The 20109-nt window shown below is 67.0% G+C and carries 18 protein-coding genes and 1 pseudogene; 12 read left to right on the plus strand and 7 right to left on the minus strand.

The features are described 5' to 3' along the window. Positions 1–91 precede the first annotated feature (91 nt). Positions 92–2941: an EAL domain-containing protein gene (locus tag BUA29_RS03220; RefSeq protein WP_245770494.1), complete on the plus strand. Its 2850-nt coding sequence runs from the start codon at positions 92–94 to the stop codon at positions 2939–2941. Between the two features lie 12 nt (positions 2942–2953). On the opposite strand, the gene xseA is transcribed toward BUA29_RS03220, so the two are convergent. Further along, on the minus strand, positions 2954–4489 hold the full coding sequence (xseA, locus tag BUA29_RS03225; RefSeq protein WP_072755191.1) for an exodeoxyribonuclease VII large subunit: 1536 nt from the start codon (positions 4487–4489) through the stop codon (positions 2954–2956). A gap of 71 nt (positions 4490–4560) precedes the next feature. On the opposite strand from xseA, the gene ispG reads away from it, so the two are divergent. After that, a complete protein-coding gene (ispG, locus tag BUA29_RS03230) occupies positions 4561–5814 on the plus strand; it encodes a flavodoxin-dependent (E)-4-hydroxy-3-methylbut-2-enyl-diphosphate synthase (RefSeq protein WP_072755192.1) in 1254 nt (417 codons plus the stop codon). A gap of 133 nt (positions 5815–5947) precedes the next feature. Continuing rightward, positions 5948–6433: a DUF6491 family protein gene (locus BUA29_RS03235; RefSeq protein WP_072755228.1), complete on the plus strand. Its 486-nt coding sequence runs from the start codon at positions 5948–5950 to the stop codon at positions 6431–6433. Between the two features lie 20 nt (positions 6434–6453). Here BUA29_RS03235 and BUA29_RS03240 read toward each other — a convergent pair whose 3' ends face one another. From BUA29_RS03240 to ftsY, 4 genes are read right to left on the minus strand one after another with little or no spacing between them, the layout of a single operon-like run. Beyond that, entirely contained in the window at positions 6454–6726 is a 273-nt protein-coding gene (locus tag BUA29_RS03240; RefSeq protein ID WP_072755193.1) for an oxidative damage protection protein, read from the minus strand. After that, positions 6723–7778, minus strand: coding sequence for an A/G-specific adenine glycosylase (mutY, locus tag BUA29_RS03245; RefSeq protein ID WP_072755194.1), 1056 nt, complete (start codon positions 7776–7778; stop codon positions 6723–6725). Before mutY ends, BUA29_RS03240 begins: the two co-directional genes overlap by 4 nt. After that, positions 7775–9022, minus strand: a complete 1248-nt coding sequence (locus BUA29_RS03250) for an AsmA family protein (RefSeq protein WP_072755195.1) — start codon at positions 9020–9022, stop codon at positions 7775–7777. The genes mutY and BUA29_RS03250 overlap by 4 nt, the downstream gene beginning before the upstream one ends. Beyond that, on the minus strand, positions 9019–10083 hold the full coding sequence (gene ftsY / locus BUA29_RS03255; RefSeq protein ID WP_084602327.1) for a signal recognition particle-docking protein FtsY: 1065 nt from the start codon (positions 10081–10083) through the stop codon (positions 9019–9021). Before ftsY ends, BUA29_RS03250 begins: the two co-directional genes overlap by 4 nt. 57 nt (positions 10084–10140) lie before the next feature. On the opposite strand from ftsY, the gene rsmD reads away from it, so the two are divergent. The 6 genes and pseudogenes from rsmD to BUA29_RS03285 all read left to right on the plus strand — a co-directional run bounded on the left by rsmD (position 10141) and on the right by BUA29_RS03285 (position 15003). Continuing rightward, entirely contained in the window at positions 10141–10737 is a 597-nt protein-coding gene (gene rsmD / locus BUA29_RS03260; RefSeq protein WP_072755196.1) for a 16S rRNA (guanine(966)-N(2))-methyltransferase RsmD, read from the plus strand. A gap of 88 nt (positions 10738–10825) precedes the next feature. After that, positions 10826–11377, plus strand: a complete 552-nt coding sequence (gene coaD / locus BUA29_RS03265) for a pantetheine-phosphate adenylyltransferase (protein WP_072755197.1) — start codon at positions 10826–10828, stop codon at positions 11375–11377. Next, positions 11374–11865: a hypothetical protein gene (locus BUA29_RS03270; protein WP_072755198.1), complete on the plus strand. Its 492-nt coding sequence runs from the start codon at positions 11374–11376 to the stop codon at positions 11863–11865. The genes coaD and BUA29_RS03270 overlap by 4 nt, the downstream gene beginning before the upstream one ends. A 174-nt stretch (positions 11866–12039) precedes the next feature. Continuing rightward, positions 12040–13686 (plus strand): annotated as a pseudogene (gene ggt, locus BUA29_RS03275) (gamma-glutamyltransferase); the annotation flags it as partial. A 25-nt stretch (positions 13687–13711) separates the two neighbouring features. After that, on the plus strand, positions 13712–14602 hold the full coding sequence (locus BUA29_RS03280; protein ID WP_072755200.1) for an MBL fold metallo-hydrolase: 891 nt from the start codon (positions 13712–13714) through the stop codon (positions 14600–14602). An 11-nt stretch (positions 14603–14613) separates the two neighbouring features. After that, on the plus strand, positions 14614–15003 hold the full coding sequence (locus BUA29_RS03285; RefSeq protein ID WP_072755201.1) for an MAPEG family protein: 390 nt from the start codon (positions 14614–14616) through the stop codon (positions 15001–15003). A 4-nt stretch (positions 15004–15007) separates the two neighbouring features. Here the strand turns inward: BUA29_RS03285 and upp are convergent, their stop codons facing one another. Together upp and BUA29_RS03295 are read right to left on the minus strand one after the other, a co-directional pair. Further along, positions 15008–15640 carry a uracil phosphoribosyltransferase gene (upp, locus tag BUA29_RS03290; RefSeq protein WP_072755202.1) on the minus strand — a complete coding sequence of 211 codons (633 nt, stop codon included), beginning with the start codon at positions 15638–15640 and terminating at the stop codon, positions 15008–15010. A gap of 87 nt (positions 15641–15727) precedes the next feature. Then, the gene (locus tag BUA29_RS03295; protein ID WP_072755203.1) at positions 15728–17221 is read right to left on the minus strand and encodes an aminotransferase class III-fold pyridoxal phosphate-dependent enzyme; all 1494 of its coding nucleotides are present in this window, start codon (positions 17219–17221) and stop codon (positions 15728–15730) included. Between the two features lie 142 nt (positions 17222–17363). Between BUA29_RS03295 and BUA29_RS03300 the strand changes: the two genes are divergently transcribed. The 3 genes from BUA29_RS03300 (at position 17364) to tgt (ending at position 20039) form a co-directional block, all read left to right on the plus strand. Next, entirely contained in the window at positions 17364–17795 is a 432-nt protein-coding gene (locus BUA29_RS03300; RefSeq protein ID WP_072755204.1) for an Lrp/AsnC family transcriptional regulator, read from the plus strand. Positions 17796–17865: 70 nt separating this feature from the next. After that, positions 17866–18906: a tRNA preQ1(34) S-adenosylmethionine ribosyltransferase-isomerase QueA gene (gene queA / locus BUA29_RS03305; protein ID WP_072755205.1), complete on the plus strand. Its 1041-nt coding sequence runs from the start codon at positions 17866–17868 to the stop codon at positions 18904–18906. After that, positions 18903–20039 carry a tRNA guanosine(34) transglycosylase Tgt gene (gene tgt / locus BUA29_RS03310; RefSeq protein WP_072755206.1) on the plus strand — a complete coding sequence of 379 codons (1137 nt, stop codon included), beginning with the start codon at positions 18903–18905 and terminating at the stop codon, positions 20037–20039. The genes queA and tgt overlap by 4 nt, the downstream gene beginning before the upstream one ends. Positions 20040–20109: the final 70 nt, after the last annotated feature.

The raw sequence follows: 20109 nt of genomic DNA on the forward strand, positions 1-20109 counted from the left end.
CGGTGCGGGGGATGCGCTATCGAGCGCTGGCTGACGTTGCCTGTGGCCGGCGATGGCATCCCAAGCGCATTGCAGGCAATATGGAGCGAATATGAACGCTTCCTTGACGCCTTTGCCGGCTTCCGTCGCCAGTGCTTCACGTGCGCCCCTGCATGGGATGCTGGCTGGGACGGCTGACCGACTGGCGCAGAGCCTGCCGGCAGGAGCCTGCGTCCGGGTGGACTGGCACCACCCCGCCCTGGGGCGCGGTCATGCGGTCAGCGCGGGCGGCGAGCCACCCGCCACGGGGCAGCGACTGGCCTGGAGCGATGGCGACGGCGGCACGTTCGAGGTGATGGCGGTTCTGCCGCAGGACTGGCCTGTGATGGCGCTGGATGCCTGGATGGGGCAGGCCAGGCAGTTGGTGGAGCAGGCTGTGGCGCTGGAGCTGGCGCACGACCGGATCAATGAACTGCGGCGCTCCGAGCAGCTGGGCAAGGCGTTGTATGAGATCGCCGATCTGGCCAGTGGCGGCCTGGATCTGCCGGTCATGCTCAAGCGTGTGCACGCCATCATCGGCACATTGATGTATGCCGAAAACTTCTACATCGTGCTGTTTGACGATGTGAAGCAGACCGTGCGCTTTGCCTATTTCGTCGATCAGCAGGACAGTTACGCCGTTGATCCGGAACGGGAAATGCCGGTAGCCGAGCTTGAAAACTCCCTGACCTACCAGTTGCTGATGTCAGGGCAGACCATGCGCGGGCCCTCGCATGTGCTGCGGGCGCAGTACGGAGTTGCGTTGAGCGATGCAACTGGCCCGGACGCGGCGGACTGGCTTGGCGTGCCGATGTGGCGTGACGGTCGCGTGACCGGGGCGCTGGTGGTGCAAAGCTATGAACAGGCAGGGGTATATACCGAAGCCGACCGCGTGCTGCTGGTTTTTGTCGCCCAGCATGTGATGACCGCTTTGGAGCGACGCGAGGCGCGCAAGCGATTGGAAGAGCGCGTGGCCGAGCGCACTGCCGAGTTGCAGCGCGCCAACGAAGAGTTGCAGATCGAAGTATTCGAGCGGCAGCGCAGCCAGGAAATCCAGCGGGCGTTGTTCAGGATTGCCGAACTGTCGATGACCAGCGAGAGTCTGGCGGTTTTTTATGCGGAAGTGCATGACGTCGTCAGTGAGTTGCTGTATGCCCGCAATTTCTACATTGCCATGCTGTCCGACGACGGCACTATGTTGGAGTTCCCCTATTCGGTGGACGAGCGCGATCTGCACCGGCAGCCGCGCAAGCTGTCGCGTGGCATGACCGAGTACGTGCTCCGCACCGGCAAGCCGCTGCTGGCCGATCGAGAGCACATCGCTGCGCTGGAGGCCCAGGGCGAGATCCAGATCCATGGCAGCATGGCGCATTGCTGGCTGGGGGTGCCGCTATGGCAGGAAGACCGGGTGGTCGGGGTGATCGCGGTGCAGAGCTATTCCGCCGATATCGCCTTCTACCCGCATGATCAGGATCTGCTGACCTTTGTCTCGTTCCATATCGGCAGCAGCCTGGCCCGAAAGCAGGCGCAGGACCGGCTGGTTCAGGCCTATAACAGCCTGGAACAGCGGGTCAGTGAGCGCACCCGCGAGCTGGCCGAGGCCAATGCCGAGTTGCTCGAGCAGATCGGCGAGCGTGTGCGGATCGAGCGCAAGCTGCTGCATCAGACCCTGCACGACCCACTGACTGGATTGCCGAATCGGCTGCAACTGCTGGAACGGCTGGCGCAGGCCATCGCCCATGCCAGGCAAACACCGGATGCCTGTTTTGCCGTGCTGTTCATGGATCTGGACCGGTTCAAAGTGGTCAACGACAGCATGGGGCACGCCGTTGGTGACGAATTGCTGATCGAAGCCGGTCGTCGGATCGTGGCCAGTGTGCGCAGCACGGATGTGGTGGCGCGGCTGGGGGGCGATGAGTTCGCGATCCTTGCCGACGGGCTGGATGGCCCGGCGATGGCGGAAGAGCTGGGGATGCGCGTGCTTGACGCACTCAATGCCCCGATCTGGATTGCCGGGCGCGAGCTGTTCCAAGGTGCCAGCATCGGGATTGCCATGTGGCATCCGCGTTATCGCAGCGGCGAGGAAATGTTGCGCGACGCCGATGCCGCGATGTATCGCGCCAAGGCGGAAGGGCGCGATCGCTGCATGCTGTTTGACGAACAAATGCATCGCCAGGCATTGCGCAGCCTGGATATGGAAATGGATCTGCGGCGAGCGATCCAGACGGAACGCTTCGTGCCGTACTACCAGCCTATCGTGGCGCTGGAGAGCGGTGCGACCGTCGGCCATGAGGCACTGCTGCGCTGGCATCATGAGCAGAATGGGTTGCTGGTGCCGGGCGAGTTTTTGGATGTTGGCGAGGACAGCGGTCTGATCGAGCAGATCGACTGGCTGATGTATACCCGTGTCGTGCATGACGTGGCGCGCAATGTGCTGCCTGGGTATGTGGCCATCAATGTCTCGCCGCTGCATTTCCGGGCCCCGGATTTCGCAGAGCGCCTGCTCAATCTGCTCGATCAGGCCGGCGTGGCCCCAGTGCGGGTGCGGGTGGAGATCACCGAGGTGGCCCTGCTCGACGATGCACCGCGAACCCGTGAAAGCCTGGCGCTGCTCAAACGCCATGGGGTGTGCGCGCAGTTGGATGATTTCGGTACCGGGTTTTCGGCGCTGTCCTACCTGCACCGGTTCCCGATTACCTGCCTGAAGATCGACCGCAGTTTCGTGTCCGGGCTGGAAAGCGATTCCAGTACCGAGAGCGTGGCCGTGATCCGCGCCATCGTGGCATTGGCCGGCAGCCTTGGCATCGAGTTGATCGCCGAGGGTGTGGAAACCCGCCACCAGCGCGATCGCCTGCAAGCGCTGGGGTGTCACTACGGGCAGGGTTTCCTGTTCAGCCCGCCAGTGCCGCTGCCGGCAGGTTGAACCTGCCGGCGGTCATTCCGTCGGCTCCACCCGTAGCCGCAGTTCGCCGTCCCGGAGCCGGGCGCGCAGCCGTTCGCCGGGCTGCACATCGTGCACGCTGGCAACGACCTGTCCATGCTCGCGCAGCAGAATGCTGTAGCCGCGTGCGAGGGTGGCGTCCACTTTGTTCGCGCTGAGGGAGCGCGCCAGCCCTTCCAGGCGCAGCAAATGGTGTTGCAGGCGACGGGCGATCCAGGCCTGCGGCTGCATGCCGAGCATGTCCAGACGCTGACGGAGGATCTGCAGGGTGCGTTCGAGCTGCCGGCGTGGACGCGGTTGCAGCTCGGTCAGGCGTCGGCGCAGGCGTGCCAGCAGTTGGCCGGGATGCTGAGCGCGCAGGGCGGCACCGGCATGCCGCAGGCGGATGCGGCTGTCCTTGAGCGACTGCTGGATGCCGGTTTCCAGGCGACGCCGCAACTGCAGTAGCCGTTGCTGGTGTCGGGCCAGTTGCAGCTGCGGCTGCTGGCCACGCAGCACGGCGCACAGATGCCGCAGTTCTGCGCGCGCGCCCAGCAGGCGCTGGCGCACGCCCATATCCAGGCGTTGTCTGGCCTGGCTCAGACGCTGCGCCTGGCTGGCCAGCCGGAGTTGCGGACGTTGGGCATGCAGCCGCAGCCAGGCCCGGTCGTTGCGTTGGGCGGCGCGTTGCAGGTGATGGTGGGCAAGTGCATTCAGGCGTTGGCGCAGGGTGGCAAGCTGTCGCGCCAGGGTCTGCATGTCCGGCACCAGCAACTCGGCTGCCGCCGATGGGGTGGGGGCGCGCAGGTCGGCGGCGAAGTCGGCCAGCGAAACATCGGTCTCGTGGCCGATGGCGGCCACCACCGGGGTGACACAGGCGGCGATCGCGCGCGCCAAGGCTTCGTCGTTGAAGGCCCATAGGTCTTCCAGCGAGCCACCGCCGCGCGCCAGCACCAGCACGTCGTAGCGGCCGCTGGCATCGGCGGCCTGCAGCATTGCGCGGATCTGCGCCGCGGCGCCTTCCCCCTGCACCGGAACCGGCAATAGTTCCACAGCGACCAGTGGAAAGCGCCGGCGCAGCACGCTGAGGATGTCGCGGATCACCGCACCAGTGGGCGAGGTGAGCACCCCGATCCGGCGCGGCAGCGCGGGCAGTGGTCGTTTGCGCGCCTGGTCGAACAGCCCTTCGGCCTGCAGCCGTGCTTTCAGGGCTTCGAAGGCGCGACGCAGTGCCCCTTCGCCAGCTTCCTCCAGACTGTCGCACACCAGCTGGAAGTCGCCGCGAGGCTCGTATAGGGTGATCCGCCCGCGTGCCAGCACCTTCAGCCCGTCGCGCAGCGGGAAGCGCAGCCACTGCGACTTGGGCTTGAACATGGCGCAGCGCACCTGGGCGCGTTCGTCCTTGAGGGAAAAATACAGATGCCCGGAGGCTGGCCGGCTGAGGCCGCTGATTTCGCCTTCCACCAGGATGGCGGGGAAACTGTCTTCCAGCAGGGTGCGGGCCAGCGTATTGAGCTGGCTGGGGGTCAGGACCTCGGGTTCACGGCGCATCCGCCCAGCATACCCGCCGTTCCGGCACTGGTCAGCCCGGTGCCGGCCCAGCGACGGGTAGAATTGCCGCCATGCACGCACAGCATCAAGACAGCTACGGCCCGCGTCCGCGGCGTATGACCAGGCCGGTCGAGATCGGCGGGGTGAAGGTGGGGGGCGGCGCACCGGTGGTGGTGCAGTCGATGACCAACACCGACACCGCCGACGTGGTGGCCACTGCCCGCCAGATCGCTGAGTTGTGGCGGGCAGGTTCCGAGCTGGTGCGGGTCACGGTGAACACAGCGGAGGCCGCAGCCGCGGTGCCGCGCATCGTCGATCGACTGGCGATGATGGGCGTGCACGTGCCGATCATCGGCGACTTCCACTACAACGGGCACACCCTGCTGGCGAATGAGCCGGCCTGCGCCGAGGCGTTGGCCAAGTACCGCATCAATCCCGGCAACGTCGGCTTTGGCAAGAAGAAGGACACCCAGTTCGCCCAGCTCATCGAGTTCGCCATCCGTTACGGCAAGCCGGTGCGGATCGGCGCCAACTGGGGTTCGCTGGACCAGGCCCTGGCGGCGCGCTTGATGGACGAAAACGCCCAGCGCGCAGAGCCGTGGGATGCCGGCCGGGTGATGCGCGAGGCATTGATCCTGTCGGCGCTGGAGTCGGCGCAGCGGGCGGTGGAACTGGGCCTGCCGAAGGAACGCATCGTGCTCAGCGCCAAGGTCAGCGGCGTGCAGGAGCTGATTGCGGTCTACCGCGATCTGGCGGCGCGCAGTGATTTCGCCCTGCACTTAGGCCTGACCGAGGCCGGCATCGGCAGCAAGGGCATCGTGGCCTCCGCGGCCGCGCTGGCGGTGCTGCTGCAGGAAGGCATTGGCGACACCATCCGCGTCTCGCTGACGCCGGAGCCGGGGGCCTCGCGGACGCAGGAAGTGATCGTGGCGCAGGAGCTGCTGCAGACCATGGGGTTGCGGGCCTTTACCCCGATGGTCACCGCCTGTCCGGGCTGCGGTCGGACCACCTCGGAGTTTTTCCAGGAGCTGGCCAAAGTCGTTCAGGCGCATGTCCGCGCGAAGATGCCGGAGTGGAAGATCAGCCACCCCGGCGCCGAGAACATGACGCTTGCCGTCATGGGCTGCGTGGTGAACGGGCCGGGCGAGTCGCGCCATGCCAATATCGGCATCAGCCTGCCGGGCACCGGCGAAGCCCCGGCGGCGCCGGTGTTCATCGATGGCGAGAAGGCTGTGACCTTGCGTGGTGACAACATTGCCAGCGAGTTCATCGCCTTGATCGATGAATACGTCGAGCGCCGTTATGGCGCCGCCAAGCGCGCCTGACCCGTCGGCGCGAAGCTGAATCATCGCAATCCGCCCCACTTGTCTGCGGCCGCTTTCATCCACATTTCATGCAGGCGGACGCTGTGGCGTGGATCATGCGCCATGCCCCTTTGACCGGCAGGAGGAGATGACGATGCCTAGCAAGAAACCACATTGGGTGGCGGCACTGGCGGTGACGGCGGCCGTGTTGGCCGGTTGCGCCAGCGGGCCGCGGATGAGTGATGCCGACAAGCTGGCGCTGTATGAGCAGCACGCCGGTGCACCGGTATCCAGCTTTTCCTACACCATGGCACTGGATGGCTGGACGCCGCTTGGCGACAGCGCCCTGGCGGTCTGGGCCAGCCCCGGCCGTGCTTATCTGCTCAAGCTGTACGGGCCATGCAACAACCTGAGCTTTGCCCCCATGATCAGCTTAAGCCGCAGTGTGGGTCAGGTCTGGGCCGGGTTCGACAAGGTGATTCCGGTGGGCTTTGGCCCGCGCATGCCGGACATTCCCTGCACCATCAAGTCGATCCAGCCGCTGGACGTGAAGGCGATCCGCCAGGCCGAGCGGGATGCCAGCAAGATTGCGCAGCCGGTCGAACGGCCGGCCGAAGCCACCGCGCCGGCAGGTTCGTGACCGCCGGGTGGGGCATCCCATCACCCCGCCGGGGGCACGTAACCGGCGGGGAGGTCGGCCTTGCCTGCGAACAGGAACTTGACCATTTCGCCTTCTAGAAAGGCCCGGTGCTGCGGGTTGAGCGGTGAGAGGCGGTTCTCGTTGATCAGCATGGTCTGGTGCGCAAGCCAGCGCTGCCAGGCGGGTTTGCCGACGATGTCATAGATCCGCCGGCCGAGTTCTCCCGGCCAGGGCGGGAAATCCAGGCCCTCGGTGTCGATATCGTCCACCACACAGTGCACGGTGCGGGTCATGGCATTGGCTCCTGAAGCAGTTTTCTGATCGGTGCCGGCAGCCCGAGTGCAGGCAGTTCGTCCCGCGGCGTCCAGCGCAGATCCGGATTATCGCCGATGGCGGAGGCCATCCCGTTGCAGGCAAGCCGCTGCGGATGGATGCGCAAGCGAAAGTGCGAGAACTGATGCTCCAGCGGGGGCAGGGCGCGGGCGGTGGCGAGATCAGTGGCCAGCTGGCGCTTGGCCCAGGTCTGCGCCTGGGCGGGTTCGGCATGCTCGGGCAGGGACCACAGCCCGGCCCACACTCCGGTGGGCGGTCGGCGCCAGAGCAGGATGCGGCCGGCATTGTCTTCGATGATCAACATCCAGGTGTCGCGCACCGGGAGCGCCTTGCTCGGCCGTGGCGTGGGTAGGGTGGCGATGCGGTTGCTGCGGTACGCCACGCACATGTCCTGCAACGGGCAGCGCGGGCAGGCGGGCCGGGCGCGGGTGCACAGGGTGGCGCCAAAATCCATCTGCGCCTGGGTCCAGTCGGCCGGTCGCGTTTGCGGCAGCAGGCGCTCGGCAAGCGCCCAGAGCTGCTTTTCCACGGCTGGCGTTCCCGGCCAGCCCTCGATGCCGAACACCCGGCACAGCACGCGTTTGACGTTGCCATCCAGGATCGGGACGGGTTCGTTCCAGGCTTGCGAGAGGATCGCGCCGGCAGTGCTGCGGCCGATTCCGGGCAGCGCCTGCAGGGCGGCCAGATCACGCGGCAGCGCGCCGCCGTGGTGCGTCATGCAGTGCTGGGCGGTGGCGTGCAGGTTCCGGGCGCGGGCGTAGTAGCCAAGCCCCGACCACAGCGCCAGCACCTGATCCTGCGGGGCGTGTGCCAAGGCCGGCAGGTCGGGCAGGGCGGTCACGAAGCGCTGGAAATAGGGGATCACCACCGCCACCTGGGTCTGTTGCAGCATGATCTCGCTCAGCCAGACCCGGTACGGGGTACGTGGGTGTTGCCAGGGCAGATCGAAGCGGCCGTGGCGGTCGTACCAGGCCAGCAGCCGTGCCGCAAACTCAGTCGTCGGGGCGGTCATGGCGTGTCCTTTATCCGCAGTTCCACCCCTTCCAGCCGGATTCCTTCGATTTCGAGGGTGGGCGCAGACAGCCATCCGTCCAGTGGGGGCAGAGGCGAGCCGGTGCCTGGTGCCTGCAACCAGGTCTGCAGGTGCGGCCATGCCAGACGGGTTTGCAACTGGGTGGCGTCGCGGCGCAGGGTCAGCGTCAGGGGCGCGCTCAGGTCCGCGGCGCCGACGTAGTTCAAGGTGAACGGCAGCGGTGCGCGGGAGGTCGCCAAGGGGGACGGCAGCGGCGGCCAGGCCGGTGGCCAGTCGGCCAGCATGCCCTGCAGTTGCACCTGCAGGTGGGAGGCAACGATCAGGCGGCCCTGTGCGGTCAGGTCAGGGACGGCCGTGTCGCCGTACAGGCGCAGGACAAACGGCATCAGCCGCATGCCCTGCTGATCGAGGTCCAGCGACCCGTTCACTCCGAGCCGGAAAGGCAGCACCTGGGCCGCGGCCAGATAGCGTCCGGCCAGCCCTAGGCGGGCGGGGGCCAGCTTCAGGGAGCCGTCCGCCAGAACCAAAGAACCCGCCACATGCACGGCCATCGGCAGACGCCAGTCCGAGGCGGTCGGGGTCAGCCAGCCTTCCACGGTGAGCTGGGCAGGGCGGCCAGCCAGCAGGGCCTGCGGTGAGTCGAGCGTCACCACCAGCCGGGCCGGTATCGCAAGACCGGCATCCGTGTCGCGGTAGCGTGCCAGCAGCAGGAGCCGGGAGTATTGCGTCGGGTCCAGCCGTGGCAGGTCGAGGTCGATCTGATCCAGGTGCCGGGCGCCGGCGTCGATCCGGCCATTCTGTACGCGCAGGCCGTCATCGAGGCGCGGCAGACGCAGGGCGCCTGCCGGTCGACTGGCCAGCCAGCGTTGCAAGGCCGGCAGGTTCAACACCGGAGCGTCCAGTTCGAGTCGGCGCAGGCGTAGCGCCTGGTTGCCATGCAGCAGGGTGTGCCAGGGCAGGGCCAGGTACACCCGGCGCACGCGCAACAGGGGCTGGGGATCGCCCGGGCGATGCACGACCAGGCCATCTAGCGTCAGCTGTGGGGTGCCGCGCAGCCGGTAATCGAGCGCGGTGGCGTCCAGCTCAAGGTCGAGTGTGCGTCCCAGCGTGGTCAGCAGCAGTGGCCCGCCCCGTTGCGGTTGCAGCAGCCAGGCGGTGAGCGCGATCGACAGCAGTGCCAGGAGCCACAGGGCCCGACGCCAGCGTGCGGGCACGGCGCTCACCCGCCCAGCGTCTCCGGCAGCAGGGCGTCCACGAACGCCTCGGCGTCGAACACGCGCAGATCTTCCGGCCGTTCGCCGATCCCGGCAAAGCGGATCGGAATGCCAAACTCGCGTGCCAACGCAAACACCACGCCGCCCTTGGCGGTCCCGTCGAGCTTGGTGACCACCAGCCCGCTGACCGGCAGTTTTTCCCGGAACTTGCGCACCTGGCTGATGGCGTTCTGGCCGGTGGTGCCGTCGATCACCATCAGCACCTCGTGCGGTGCCTGTGGATCCAGCTTGCGCAGCACGCGGGCCACCTTGGCCAGTTCTTCCATCAGCCCGCCCTGGGTATGCAGGCGGCCGGCGGTGTCGGCGATCAGGACGTCGATACCGCGCGCCTTGGCGGCTTGCAGGGCATCAAATGCCACCGAGGCGGCATCGGCATTCTGGCCTTGGGCAATCACCGCCACGCCGTTGCGCTCCCCCCAGGCCTGCAGCTGCGCCACCGCTGCGGCGCGGAAGGTGTCGCCAGCGGCCAGCATCAGGCTGCGGCCTTCGTCCTTGAACCGCCGGGCCAGCTTGCCGATGGTGGTGGTCTTGCCGGCGCCGTTGACGCCGACGGTCAGGATGACGAACGGTTTGCTGGCCGGGTCGATCCGCAGCGGCACCGCCACCGGGGTCAGCATCGCCAGCAGTTCTGCCCGCAGTGCGTTGCGCAAGGCCTGAGCATCGGCAAACTCACGCGCCTGCATGCGCCGACGCAGCGATTCGATCACCTGGGTGCTGGCGGTGACTCCGACATCGGCGGTGAGCAGGGCGGTTTCGATTTCTTCCAGCAGGGCATCGTCCAGCCGGGGGTTGCGCGAGAACAGGCCGCTGAACGTGCGGGCCAGGGCGCTGTCGCGCAGGCGCTCACGCCAGCCGGGTTTGCTGGCGGGCGTGGTCACCTGTTCGGGAGGGGCAGAAGGAACCTCCGGGGGTGCCGGTGGTGCTGCGTCCAGCACGGCGGGCTCGCCGTTGCCAGGCTTGGGGTCGGCAGGCTTGGGGTCAGTGGGTTTGCGACGGAACCAGCTGAGCATGAGGTCGCAGGAATGGTGGAGAATGATGCGCATGGTACCTGCTTCCCTCCCGTGCCGATGAGTCGGCAACCCACGCGCGCACCGATGGTGCGTCCCGGCAGCGTGCGCATCATTGCGGGGCACTGGCGCGGCTCGCGGTTGCCGGTGCCCGACCGCCCCGGGCTGCGGCCAACCTCCGATCGCGTCCGCGAGACCCTGTTCAACTGGCTGCAGCCGGTACTGCCCGGGGCGCGGGTGTTGGATCTGTTTGCCGGCAGCGGCGCACTGGGTCTGGAGGCCGCCTCGCGCGGGGCCGCGCACGTCCAGTTGGTGGAGGCAGACCCTGGCCTGGCGCGTAGCCTGATGGCCACAGTGGAGCGCCTGCAGGGCCAGTCCCGGGTGGCGGTGCATTGCGGCGATGCCCTGGCGTTTTTGCGCGCAGCCAGCCCGGAGCCCGCCTGGGACATCGCCTTCGTGGATCCACCATTTGCCGCCGGGCTATGGCCTGCCGTGCTGGAACTGCTGCCGCCCAGGCTGGCGACCACCGCCTGGCTGTATCTGGAGACGCCAGCGGAATACACCCCGGTATTGCCCCCGGACTGGGCGGTGCATCGCGAAAACCGTACCCGGCAGGTGCGCTATGCCCTATACCGGCGGGGTACACTGGGCGCATGAATGGCGGTGACGTCCCAAGCGTTGCCGAGCAGTTCTCCGCAGACGTTGCCCAGATATCTTTCGACAGATCGGCAGTGACCAAGACGATATGAGTGTCGCCTCGCGCATCGCGGTCTATCCCGGCACCTTTGACCCGATCACCAACGGGCATCTGGATCTGGTGAACCGGGCGGCGCCGCTGTTTCAGCGGCTGGTGGTCGGGGTGGCCGCCAGTCCGGCCAAGGGGCCGGCCCTGCCGCTTGCGCTGCGGGTGGAGCTGGCGCGGCAGGCGCTGGCGCACCATCCGAACGTGGAGGTGCGGGGGTTCGACTGCCTGCTGGCGTACTTCGTCCGCGAGGTCGGCGCAGGCGTCCTGCTGCGCGGGCTGCGGGCGGTGTCCGATTTCGAGTACGAGTTCCAGATGGCGAGCATGAATCGCCACCTGATCCCCGAGGTGGAGACGCTGTTTCTCACCCCGGCCGAGCAATACAGCTTCATTTCGTCGTCGCTGGTGCGTGAGATTTCGCGCCTTGGCGGCGATGTGTCCGGCTTCGTTCCGCCGGCCGTTGCGGCGGCGCTCGAAGCCCATTGGCGGGCCGTTTCCGGCAGGAAGGCGCCCGCTTCATCCACAACCACTGACCGCCCGGGGGATTGCCCATGAATATCGTGTTCCGCCTGCTCGTGATTGCCAGTCTGGTGCTGCCATTTGCCGCCTGTAAGAAGGAGGAGGCGCCGCAGCAGAACGAGGCCAAGGTCGCGCCACCGTTGCCCACCAGCAGCGAACAGAAAGACTGGAAGCCCTATCTGGAATACAAGATCACTCCGCACATGGGCGGCATCACCAGCAGCCCCTATGTGTATTTCCTGCCCAACACCGATGCCGAAGATTTCGAAGGCAAGTACCAGCGCCAGCTGGAAAAGCTGCAGGCTGACCTGGGGCGCGGCATGACCGAGGGCGTGATGCTGGTGTTTGCTTCGCCGGCGCAGGAGAAGGAAGTCGAAATGATCGAGACCGCCTTCAAGCAGGTTCAGCCGGGCACCATGAAGGGCGTGAAAGTGGTTTTCATCGGCACGCCGATCCTGGGGGAGCGGGTCAAGGTGGCGGTTGAACCGGCCGGGGTGACCTACATCTTCGAAGAAGCCAAGTGAGCTGAGCCGGGGGCGCAAGTCGCTCTGGCCTGTACCCTGCCGGCGGCGTGATGTCATGCCGCCGGCCCACCCGCCAGGAGCACGCGGATGAAACGTGTCGTTTTAGCGCTCTGGACTCTGCTGCTCGTGCTGCCGCTGGCGGTGCTGTCGGCCGAGCCGGAAGCGGGTGGCAAGTCCCATCCGCCAGGCGCTGCGGTGGCCTCCGCGCATGCGCTGGCCACCGATGCCGGCATCGAGATCCTTAAGCAAGGGGGCAACGCCTTCGATGCCGCAGTGGCGGTATCGGCGGTGTTGTCGGTGGTCGAGCCGATCAGCTCCGGCCTGGGCGGGGGCGGCATGTGGCTGCTGCATGACGCCAGCAGCGGGCGCGATGTGTTCATCGATGGGCGCGAAACCGCGCCCGCGGCGGCGACACCCGAGCGCTTCCTCGACAAGAACGGTAAGCTCAATCCCGACCGCGCCCAGAACGGGCCGTGGTCGGCCGGCATCCCCGGCCTGCCGGCGCTGTTGGTGCACGTGGCCGAACACTACGGGCGGCTGCCGATCAAGCAATCACTGGCTCCGGCGATCCGCATCGCCCGCGATGGGTTCCCGGTGTATGCACGCATGGCGCAGGGCTATGCCGTCAAGCGGGCGGTGATGGATCGCTATCCCGGCACCCGCGCGGTGTTTTCCCCCAACGGCAGGCCGATTCGTGAAGGCGATCTGTTCCACCAGCCGGATCTGGCCGCCACGCTCGAGCGCCTTGCCGCGCAGGGCTTCGACGGGTTCTACCGCGGCACCACCGCCAAGCGTCTGGTGGCGGGCGTGAATGCCGCCGGCGGGCAGTGGACGCTGGCGGAACTGGCGGCCTATCAGGTCAAGGAGCGCGAGCCGATCCGCTTCCGCTACCACGACTGGACCATCACCACCGCGCCACCGCCGTCCTCGGGCGGCATCGCACTGGCGCAGATGCTGCAGATTCTTGCGCCTTACGACCTCAAGGCGATGCCCGAGGCCGAGCGCGTGCACATGGTGGTGGAGTCGATGCGGCGCGCATTCCGTGATCGCACGTTCTATCTGGGTGACCCGGATTTCGTGCGAATCCCGCAGCGGCTGCTGCTGTCGCCGGAGTATGCCGCCGGGCTGCGCGCTGGCATCGACCCCGACCGCGCCACACCCAGTGATCTTCTCTCCGGCCAGCCGACTCCGCTGGAGGACGAGGAGACCACGCACTTTTCGATCATCGATGCCGAAGGCAACCGCGTGGCCGCCACCCAGACCGTCAACCTGCTGTACGGCTCCGGGCTGATTCCGCCCGGCACCGGCGTGCTGCTCAACGACGAGATGGATGACTTCGCGCTCAAGCCCGGTACCCCCAATGCCTTCGGCGTGATGGGCTACGAGGCCAATGCGCCCAAGCCGGGCAAACGCATGCTGAGCTCAATGACGCCCACCTTCATGGAATCGCCGGACAAGGTGGCAGTGCTTGGCACCCCGGGTGGCAGCCGCATCATCACCATGGTGCTGCTGGGCATCCTGGGTTATGACGCCGGGTTGGACGCGCAGCAGGTCGCGGCGCTGCCGCGCTATCACCACCAGTGGCTGCCGGATGTGATCGATGCCGAGCCGAACGCGATTTCCGCCGAGGCCGCGGCGAAGCTGCGCGCGATGGGCCACACCCTGGAGCTGCCGCCTGCCGAAGCCGAAGGCGGGCGCGGTTCCAGCCACGTCTGGGGCAACCTGCAGACGGTGGAGTGGGATCGCCGCAGCGATGCGCTGCGTGGCGGCAGCGATCCCCGCAACGAGGTCGGCAAGGCGGCCGTCCTGGTGTCGCATTGAAGGCCTGCGGGCAGGAGTGGGTGCGATGAAGCTCTGGTCGATCCTCGGCAACTCCCAGAAACTCGATGGCGGTGCCATGTTCGGCAATGCCCCGCGCGCGCTGTGGGAGCGCTGGGTGCAGGTCGATGCCCACAACCGCATTGATCTGGCTTGTCGCGCACTGCTAGCCAGTCCGCTGAACGGCAAGACCGTGCTGTTCGAGACCGGCATCGGCGCGTTCTTCCCGCCGGCGCTGCGCGAACGCTACGGCGTGGTGGAAGACCGCCACGTCTTGCTGGACTCGCTGGCACAGGCGGGCTTCAGCCACGAAGACATCGACGTGGTGGTGCTCAGTCATCTGCACTTCGATCATGCCGGCGGCCTGCTGGCGCCATGGGCGGAGGGGCGCGCGCCGGAACTGCTGTTTCCCAATGCCACCTTCGTGGTCAGTGCCCGCCACTGGGCGCGGGCGACGCAGCCACATCCGCGCGATCGCGCCAGCTTCATCCCGGAACTTCCGGCGCTGCTGCAGGCCAGCGGCCGGTTGGAGCTGGTCGAGGGGGACCACTGCCACGCTCTGGGCGACAGCGTGCGTTTCCACTACAGCGATGGCCACACGCCAGGGCTGCTGCTGGCGGAGATCGTCGGGCCGGAGATGGTCGATGGCCAGCCGCACGGCGGTGTGGTGTTCTGCGCCGACTTGATCCCCGGCCGGCCGTGGGTGCACGTGCCCATCACCATGGGGTATGACCGCTATCCCGAGCTTTTGATCGACGAAAAGCGCGCCTTCCTGGACGACAAGCTGGCGCGCAACGTCCACCTGTTCTTCACCCATGACCCCGGCTGTGCGCTGGCGCAGGTGGTGCGCGACGGCAACGGGCGCTTTACCACCGCGCACGAGCACGCCGAGTTGCATGCCCGCCCCCTGGCCCACTGAGCGATCCTCCTATGCCGCCCAAGATCACCCTGCTGTTTGCCGCCCTGCACACCGTCTTGCTGCTGGCGCTGTTGGCGCCGATTTCGCGTCATCGCCACGCCCACAAGATCGGGTTGGGCGATGGTGGTGACAAGGAACTGGCCCGCAAGATCCGGGTGCATGCCAACTTCGTCGAGCACGTGCCAATGGCGTTGTTGCTGCTCGCCCTGCTGGAGATGAACGGCTTGGCGCCGCTGGCCGTCTGGGCGCTGGGCGGCACCCTGCTGGTGGCGCGGGTGATGCACGCGGTGGGGTTGTCGCGGACCGGCGGGTATTCGTTCGGGCGCTTCTGGGGGACGGCCCTGACCTGGCTGGTGCTGCTGCTGATGGCGTTGGCCGGGGTGTGGCTGGCCTTGCCCTGATTTTTCAGTCCACCGGCGTCCCGAACAGTCGGTCACCGGCATCGCCCAGGCCGGGGCGGATGTAGGCGTTCTCGTCGAGCCGTTCGTCGATGGCGGCCACGAATACCTCGATATCCGGATGCGCCGCCTCCAGGGCCGCCAACCCTTCCGGTGCGGCGACCAGGAACAGGCATTTGATGCGCCGACAACCGGCTTGTTTGAGCATGGCAATGGCCGCGATGGCGCTGCCGCCGGTGGCCAGCATCGGGTCGATCAGCAGGGCGATGCGCTCGTCCATGCGGTCGGCCAGACGCTGGTAATAGCCTTCCGGACGATGGGTGGTCTCGTTACGGCGCAAGCCGATCACGCTCACCGGCGCAGCCGGTAGCAGCGCCTGCACACCTGGCAGAAAACCAAGACCTGCGCGCAGGATCGGCACCAGGGTGAGGGCCTCGCCGCGCACGTGTTCGACCGCCAGCGGTCCCGCCCAGGTCTGCACCGTGATCGGCTCGGTGGGCAGGTCGCGGGTGGCCTCGTAGGCCAGCAGGCTGGCCACTTCACCGGCGATTTGGCGGAAATGCACCGGATCGGTCTGGATGTCGCGCAGCTTGCCGAGCTTATGGCGGACCAGCGGATGATCGACGACGACGGTTTTCATACTGCCAGCGTAGCGGGATCGTGCGCGCAAAAACAGACGGGGCGGCCAGATGGCCGCCCCGGCAGTGTGGCAGAGCGTGAGTCAGGTTCAGGCGGCGGCAGGCCGGGCCACGCGCGGGCCTTCCAGAATCGCGCGCTTGACCATGCCGACCACCAGCTTCAGCTCGTCCTCGGTCATGGCGAAGTGCGGCGTGAAGCGCAGCGAGTTTTCGCCGCCGTGGATCACACCGATGCCGCGCTCGCGCAGCCACTCCTCGGTGGAACCGGCGCCGTAGCCCTTGAACTCCTTGGTCAGCTCGCAGGAGAACAGCAGGCCGGTGCCCTGCACCTTGGTGATCGGGCCGTTCAGTTCGGCTTTCAGGGCTTCCAGCAGGGCGATTGCCTGGCGGCCGCGTTCGCGGATGTTCTCGCGTAGGGCCGGGGTGATCTGGCTGAGCACTGCGCAGGCGACATCGAGTGCGCGCGGGTTGGCGGTCATGGTGTTGCCGTACAGACCGCGCTTGTAGATGTCGGCAGCGCGTGCGTTGACCGCCAGCACCGACAGCGGGTACTGGCCGGCGTTGAGCGCCTTGGAATAGGTTTCCATGTCCGGGGCTTCGATGCCTTCAAAGCCGGGGTAATCGACGATCGACAGATAGCCGGTGGCGCGCAGGCCGGCCTGGATCGAATCCACCAGCAGCAGACTGCCGTGCGCGGCGGTCAGCTCGCGGGCGAGGTTATAGAAGGCCACCGGCACACTGCGGCCGGGGTCGCCTTCGCCCATCACCGGCTCCAGGAACATGGCCTCGATGAACCAGCCATTGGCCTCGGCATCGGCGAACACCTTGCGCAGCGCGTCCATGTCATAAGGCGGCACCGTGATCACGCTGTGCTCGTTGCGGAAGCTGGCCAGATGCTGCGCATAGGTCTTGCGGGTGGAGTCCGAATACAGCGCCGGGGCTTCGGTGCGGCCATGGAAGGCGCCCTTGACCACCACCCGCTTGATGGTCTTGCCCGCGTGGCGGGCGCCGGGGTCGGTCATGGTCTTGGCATTGGCATCGACGATGCGGGCGGCCAGCGACACCGATTCCGAGCCCGAGTTCAGGCACATGAAAGCGGCATAGGGGCAGCCGCCACGGGTCTGGCCGATCTCCCGGCGCATCGCCCGGGCAAAGCGCAGCTGCGAGATGCTGGGGGTCATGATGTTGGCCATCGCCTGCGGCTTGGCCATCGCCTCGATCACCGCGGCCGGGGCATGACCCAGACCGAGCATGCCGTAGCCGCCGGTGTCGTACAGCACCGCCCCCTTCAGGGTGACGATCCACGGCCCGCGCGCGGCCAGTGCCACGTAGGGGTTGGCATTGTCCTGCGAGTAGAAGTTGACGAACCCGTCCTGCACCCGGGCGCGTTGGGCGTCTTCGTGCATGTCCAGCAGCTCCGGGAACTCGGCGCGCACGCGCTCATACTCGGCGGCGGCAGCGGCCACGGCTTCGGGGAGCTGCGGGTCGCGCGCGGCGAAGGCGGCCAGGGTGGCGTCATCCAGGCCAATGGTGCGCATGCCGCCATGGGCACGCAGCGGGGCAAGGGTATCGATCAGGTGCATATGGACTCTCCCGGTCGGCGGCCATGGGCTGCGGGCGGCAGCCGGCCAAAATGCCATTATCGCGGGATCGGTGTCGTTCGGTAGGGTGGTTTCGACCCAAACGCAGGGCATTTTGGGCGAATCGACGGTATCATTCGGCACTATGCGAATTTCTGCCGCCGACGAACAGCTTTTATCCCTGCTCCGTGAGGACGCCCGCGCGTCCACCGCCGACATTGCCCGCCGGCTGGGGTTGTCCCGCACCACGGTGCAGAACCGGATCGCCCGGCTGGAGCAGAACGGGGTGATCCGCGGCTATACCGTGCGTGTCGATGACGAACTGGAGCGCAACCGCATCCGCGCTCACATCATGATCACCGTGCGTCCCCGCCAGATGACGTTGGTGGTCAAGGCCTTGCAGGCCATGCATGAGGTGCGGGTCCTGTACTCGGTCAGCGGCGGTCATGATCTGATCGCGCTGGTGGTGACCAGTACGGTCGGCGAGATGGATGTGCTGACCGACCGTATCGGCGCCATCGAGGGCGTGGAGCGCACGAATACCTCGATCATCCTGTCCACCAAGTTTGAGCGCTGAAAGCCCCGGCCCGCAGGCCGGATGCCGCCACCCTCTACAATGCGCAGCCCCTGGCTGCCCTGACGCTGCGTTGAAAACCACCGATTTTCACTACCACCTGCCGCCCGAACTGATCGCCCAGGCGCCGTTGCCCGAGCGCTCGGCCAGTCGCCTGCTGCATGTGCCGCCGGGCACGGCGCCGTTGCAAGACCTCCATGTGCGCGATTTGCCCGCGCTGCTACGGCCGGGCGACTTGCTCGTGTTCAACGACACCCGGGTGATTCCGGCGCGGCTGTTTGGTACCAAGCCGACCGGGGGGCGGGTGGAGATCCTGATCGAGCGTCTGCTGCCTGGCGACGAGGCGCGTGTGCAGTTAGGGGTGAGCAAGCCGCCCAAACCCGGCAGCCGGATCCTGCTTCAGGCGGGCGGCGAAGCCGAGGTGCTGGCGCGCGAGGACGATGGGTTCTGGCAACTGCGCTTCCATGTCGAAGGCCGACTGGAAGACTGGCTGCAACGCGCCGGGCAGATGCCGCTGCCGCCCTATATCCAGCGTGCGCCGGAGCCCGCCGATCACGAGCGCTACCAGACCGTATTCGCACGCGAGGCAGGGGCGGTGGCCGCGCCGACGGCGGGCCTGCATTTCGACGCTCCGCTGCTGGCAGCGTTGCGTGCGCATGGCATTGAAACCGGTCAGATCACCCTGCACGTGGGGGCGGGCACCTTTCAGCCGGTGCGGGTGGAGGACGTGCGCCAGCATCACATGCACAGCGAATGGATCAACGTCAGCGCCGAGCTTGTGGCGCAATGGCAGCGCACCCGCGCCGCTGGCGGGCGGGTGATCGCGGTGGGGACCACCGTGGTGCGTGCGCTGGAAAGCGCCATGGTCGCAGGCGAGCTGCGCCCGTTTTCCGGCGACACCGATATCTTCATCTATCCCGGCTATCACATCCGCAGCATCGATGCCCTCATGACCAACTTCCATCTGCCGGAAAGCACGCTGCTGATGCTGGTCTCGGCCTTTGCCGGCAAGGCACGGGTGTTTGCCGCGTACGAACATGCGGTGCGCCAGCGCTATCGCTTCTTCAGCTATGGCGATGCCATGCTGCTGTGGCCGCAGGAGGCGGGGGCATGAGCCGGATGCGGTTTACCCTGCTGGGTAGTGATGGCGCGGCCCGGCGTGGTCGGATCAGCTTTCCGCGTGGGGAGGTCGAAACGCCCGCGTTCATGCCGGTGGGGACATACGGCTCGGTGAAAGGCGTGCTGCCGCAGCAGGTGCGCGACCTGGGTGCCCAGATCATCCTTGGCAATACCTTTCACCTGTTCCTGCGGCCGGGGTTGGAGGTGATCGAGGCACACGGCGGCCTGCACGGGTTTGCCCGCTGGGACGGGCCGATCCTGACCGACTCCGGCGGCTTCCAGGTGTTCTCGCTGGCGCACCGCCGCAAGATCACCGAAGACGGTGTGACCTTTGCTGCGCCCACCGATGGCCGCAAGGTGTTCCTCGGGCCCGAGGAGTCGATGCGCATCCAGAAGGTACTGGGCAGCGACATCGTGATGATCTTCGACGAGTGCCCGCCGGTACACGGCAAGGACGGTCAGCCGGTGCACCGCCGGGTGGTCGAGAAATCGATGGAGTTGTCGCTGCGCTGGGCCGAGCGCAGCAAGCGCGCGCACGAGGGCAACGATGCGGCGCTGTTTGGCATCGTCCAGGGCGGCGTACACCCCGATCTGCGCACCCGGTCCGCGCAGGGCCTGCTGCAGATTGGCTTTGATGGGTATGCCGTCGGTGGGCTGGCGGTGGGCGAGAGCGAAGACGAACGCAATGCCATGCTCGATCACACCTGCCCGCAGCTGCCATCCGACCGGCCACGCTATCTGATGGGCGTAGGGCGGCCGGAAGATCTGGTGGAAGCGGTGGCGCGCGGCATCGACATGTTCGATTGCGTCATGCCCACCCGCAATGCCCGCAATGGCCACTATTTCACTGCCGCCGGGGTGGTGCGGGTGCGCAATGCCAAGTACGAGCACGACCTGCGGCCGATCGAGGAAGGCTGCGATTGCGTGGCCTGCGCCGGTGGCTTTTCGCGCGCGTACCTGCGCCATCTGGATCGTTGCAACGAAATGCTGGCGCCGATCCTGGGCACCCTGCACAACCTGCGCTACTACCAGCGGCTGATGGCGCAGATGCGTGATGCCATCGCCGCGCGGCAGTTTCAGGCGTTTCGGGAGGCGTTTTATGCCGCCCGGCGCGGGGCGCAGACGTAAGGTGAAGCCCCGGCAAGACGCTCGGCGGTCAGGGTGGCTGGCCAGCCGTGGCATAATCCGCCGCTGGCCT

Origin of the sequence: Thermomonas hydrothermalis (assembly GCF_900129205.1) — a bacterium.
GTDB lineage: Bacteria > Pseudomonadota > Gammaproteobacteria > Xanthomonadales > Xanthomonadaceae > Thermomonas > Thermomonas hydrothermalis.

Coding starts and splice junctions, on each gene's coding strand:
- BUA29_RS03220 (WP_245770494.1), top strand. CDS start 92: ATGAACGCTTCCTTGACGCCTTTGCCGGCTTCCGTCGCCAGTGCTTCA.
- xseA (WP_072755191.1), bottom strand. CDS start 4,489: ATGCGCCGTGAACCCGAGGTCCTGACCCCCAGCCAGCTCAATACGCTG.
- ispG (WP_072755192.1), top strand. CDS start 4,561: ATGCACGCACAGCATCAAGACAGCTACGGCCCGCGTCCGCGGCGTATG.
- BUA29_RS03235 (WP_072755228.1), top strand. CDS start 5,948: ATGCCTAGCAAGAAACCACATTGGGTGGCGGCACTGGCGGTGACGGCG.
- BUA29_RS03240 (WP_072755193.1), bottom strand. CDS start 6,726: ATGACCCGCACCGTGCACTGTGTGGTGGACGATATCGACACCGAGGGC.
- mutY (WP_072755194.1), bottom strand. CDS start 7,778: ATGACCGCCCCGACGACTGAGTTTGCGGCACGGCTGCTGGCCTGGTAC.
- ftsY (WP_084602327.1), bottom strand. CDS start 10,083: ATGCTCAGCTGGTTCCGTCGCAAACCCACTGACCCCAAGCCTGCCGAC.
- rsmD (WP_072755196.1), top strand. CDS start 10,141: ATGAGTCGGCAACCCACGCGCGCACCGATGGTGCGTCCCGGCAGCGTG.
- coaD (WP_072755197.1), top strand. CDS start 10,826: ATGAGTGTCGCCTCGCGCATCGCGGTCTATCCCGGCACCTTTGACCCG.
- BUA29_RS03270 (WP_072755198.1), top strand. CDS start 11,374: ATGAATATCGTGTTCCGCCTGCTCGTGATTGCCAGTCTGGTGCTGCCA.
- BUA29_RS03280 (WP_072755200.1), top strand. CDS start 13,712: ATGAAGCTCTGGTCGATCCTCGGCAACTCCCAGAAACTCGATGGCGGT.
- BUA29_RS03285 (WP_072755201.1), top strand. CDS start 14,614: ATGCCGCCCAAGATCACCCTGCTGTTTGCCGCCCTGCACACCGTCTTG.
- upp (WP_072755202.1), bottom strand. CDS start 15,640: ATGAAAACCGTCGTCGTCGATCATCCGCTGGTCCGCCATAAGCTCGGC.
- BUA29_RS03295 (WP_072755203.1), bottom strand. CDS start 17,221: ATGCACCTGATCGATACCCTTGCCCCGCTGCGTGCCCATGGCGGCATG.
- BUA29_RS03300 (WP_072755204.1), top strand. CDS start 17,364: ATGCGAATTTCTGCCGCCGACGAACAGCTTTTATCCCTGCTCCGTGAG.
- tgt (WP_072755206.1), top strand. CDS start 18,903: ATGAGCCGGATGCGGTTTACCCTGCTGGGTAGTGATGGCGCGGCCCGG.